Genomic DNA, 2,374 nt, shown 5'->3' with positions numbered 1-2,374 from the left:
GTGCCCCCGGGCAGCCCGGCCAGCGCCCCGCACGGCGGCCGGCCGGCCCGCAGCACGACGGTGGGCGGCAGCAGCGCGCGGCTCTGCTCCTGCTCACGGCGGTCGAGGGCGGCGCGCACGGCCCGCGGCGTCGACGCGTCGACGCCCAGCGCGGCCAGAACCGCGACGACGGTGTCCTCGGGCACGTCGAGCGTGCGGCCCGGCGAGGGCTCGTACGAGGTGGCCACCCCGTGCAGTGCGGCGAGCCGCGCGCGGCCCATTCAGACCTCCGTGCCCTCCATGCCGGCGCCCATGCTGGTCGCGGCCGGCTCGCTGGTCAGCGGAAGTTCGGTGGCGAGCGGGGGCTCGCTGGTGAGGGGGGCGGAGTCGGCGAGCGGGGGCTCGCTGGTCAGCGGAAGTTCGGAGAATTCGCCGGAGCTGGCGCCGTCGAGACCCGAGTCGATGTCGGTCAGCCCGTCGAGGTCCAACGGGTTGAGCGGCTCGAACGGGTCGCCGGGTTTGGAATGGGCGGACGGGAGGAGCTGAGCGGTCGCGGCCACGGGGGCCTCCGTTTTGGTCTCGGCGGTGGGACACAGCAGCCATACCCAGCCGACGCCGACGCAGACGTAAACGCCGGGCGAACGTGTCCCTAGTCACAATCGGTTCGCGGTGGTTGATTTCGCGGCCGGAAGACGCTTCCGGCGCAGGCATTGCAGCAAAAGCCTACGCCGAGGCGGCAGATTTGCGCTGTGACACACACCGCCCACCCCACGGACACCCTCTCTCCCGCGTCTCTCCCGCCCCGTCACGCAAGGCCGGGAGCGCTCTCACCAGATTTCCGGGCGGGGACCCCAGCCCCAGGGCGGCGCCCCTGTGACGCACACCGCTTCCAGCTGGGCCGCGAGCGCCAGCAGCCGCCCCTCGGCCCCGTGCGCCGCGCCGAGCATCATGCCGACCGGCAGCCCGCCGTCCGCCCAGCCCACCGGGAGGGACACCGCCGGGAGCCCGGCGATGTTCCACGGCCCCGTGAAGGGCGTGAAGGCGACCTGCGCGTCGAAGTCGGCGGCCGGGTCGCCGTCGTCCCGCAGCGCCCCCACGGGCACCGGCAGCCGGGCGAGCGTGGGTGTGAGCACCGCGTCGTACGGCGCGACGGCCTCGGCCAGCCGCCGGCCGGCCCGCTGCATGGCGTCCAGCGCCCGCGCGTAGTCCAGCCCGCTCGCGGCCCGGCCCTGCTCGCGCAGCCAGCGGGTCAGCGGCAGCAGTTCGGCCTCGCGCTCCCGCGGCACCGGCGCGAGGGCGGCCAGTACGGCCCAGACGGGCGTGAACGCGTCCCGGTCGCCGGGGCGCAGCGGCTGCTCGACGTCGACGATCTCGTGGCCGAGCCCGGCCAGAGCCGCGGAGGTCTCCTCGTACACGGCCAGCACCTCCGGCTCGACCTCGACGCCCGGCACGTCGGGCCGGGCCCAGCGGCCGATCCGCAGCCGCCCCGGTTCCCGGTCGCAGGCCGCCAGGAAGGGCGTCTGCGGCGCGGCGAGCGGCATCGGGTCTCCGGGGGCCTGCGCGCACATCACGTCGAGCAGGGCCGCGGCGTCCCGGACGGTGCGGGCGAGCGGCCCGGCGGTGGCCAGCCCGCTGACGTCGCCGCCCGGCGCGGGGCTGATCCTGCCCCGGCTCGGCTTGAGCCCGACGATGCCGCAGCAGCTCGCCGGGATGCGGATCGAGCCCCCGCCGTCGCTGCCCTGCGCGGCGGGCGCCAGCCCGGCGGCCACGGCGGCCGCCGCTCCCCCGCTGGACCCTCCGGCGCCGCGCTCCGGGGCGTACGGGCTGCGGGCGGGCGGGCCGACCGCGGACTCGGTGTAGGCGGGCAGCCCGAACTCGGGCGTGTTGGTCTTACCGGTCAGTACGGTGCCGGCCCGGCGGAGCAGCCCGACGAGACGGGACTCGGAGCCCTCGGGGGCGATGTGTCCGGCGAACGCGGCGGAGCCGTAGGTGCAGCGGACACCCGGCACCGCGTCGAGGTCCTTCACCGGCAGCGGCACCCCGAGCAGCGGGGCCCGGCGCCGCGCTTCCTCGTCACTCCGCTCGCGCAGGATCTGCCGCTCGGCGTGGCGGGCGTCGTCCAGCGCGCGGTCCGCGGTGACCGTGAGATACGCGCCGATCCCGCCGTCGAGCCGTTCGATCCGGCGCAGATAGTGCTCGGTCAGCTCGACGGGTGACAACGCGCCGTCCCGGACGGCCCGGGCCTGCTCGATCATGCCCAACTCGTGCGCCTCGGCCATCCGGTCACTCTATGCCGCCGGTGGCGCCGGCTGCCGGTCCTCACCGGTCCTCACTGGTCCTCACCGGTCCTCACCGGCGCCCGCCGCCTCGCGCCGTCTCCTCGCCGCCCCGCGCC

Annotated in this window: 2 protein-coding genes and 1 pseudogene; all 3 read right to left on the bottom strand. The window is 76.4% G+C overall.

All coding sequences use genetic code 11. From position 1 onward, the window contains the following. A pseudogene (locus GCU69_RS00870) lies at window positions 1-260 on the bottom strand (4-alpha-glucanotransferase); the annotation flags it as partial. Continuing rightward, window positions 261-539, bottom strand: coding sequence for a hypothetical protein (locus tag GCU69_RS00865; protein WP_098751921.1), 279 nt, complete (start codon window positions 537-539; stop codon window positions 261-263). It abuts the pseudogene before it with no gap. 267 nt (window positions 540-806) lie between these two features. Then, window positions 807-2,258 (bottom strand): amidase, encoded by a 1,452-nt coding sequence (locus GCU69_RS00860; protein WP_170315747.1) that lies wholly within the window; start codon window positions 2,256-2,258, stop codon window positions 807-809. Window positions 2,259-2,374: the final 116 nt, after the last annotated feature.

It is taken from the genome of Streptomyces lycii, assembly GCF_009735685.1.
Classification (GTDB): Bacteria; Actinomycetota; Actinomycetes; order Streptomycetales; family Streptomycetaceae; genus Streptomyces; species Streptomyces lycii.
This window is presented reverse-complemented; position numbering and strand designations above follow the sequence as displayed.

Bases quoted from the DNA above. Each gene is read 5' to 3' on its own strand.
- GCU69_RS00860 (WP_170315747.1), bottom strand. From the start codon at position 2,258: ATGGCCGAGGCGCACGAGTTGGGCATGATCGAGCAGGCCCGGGCCGTC.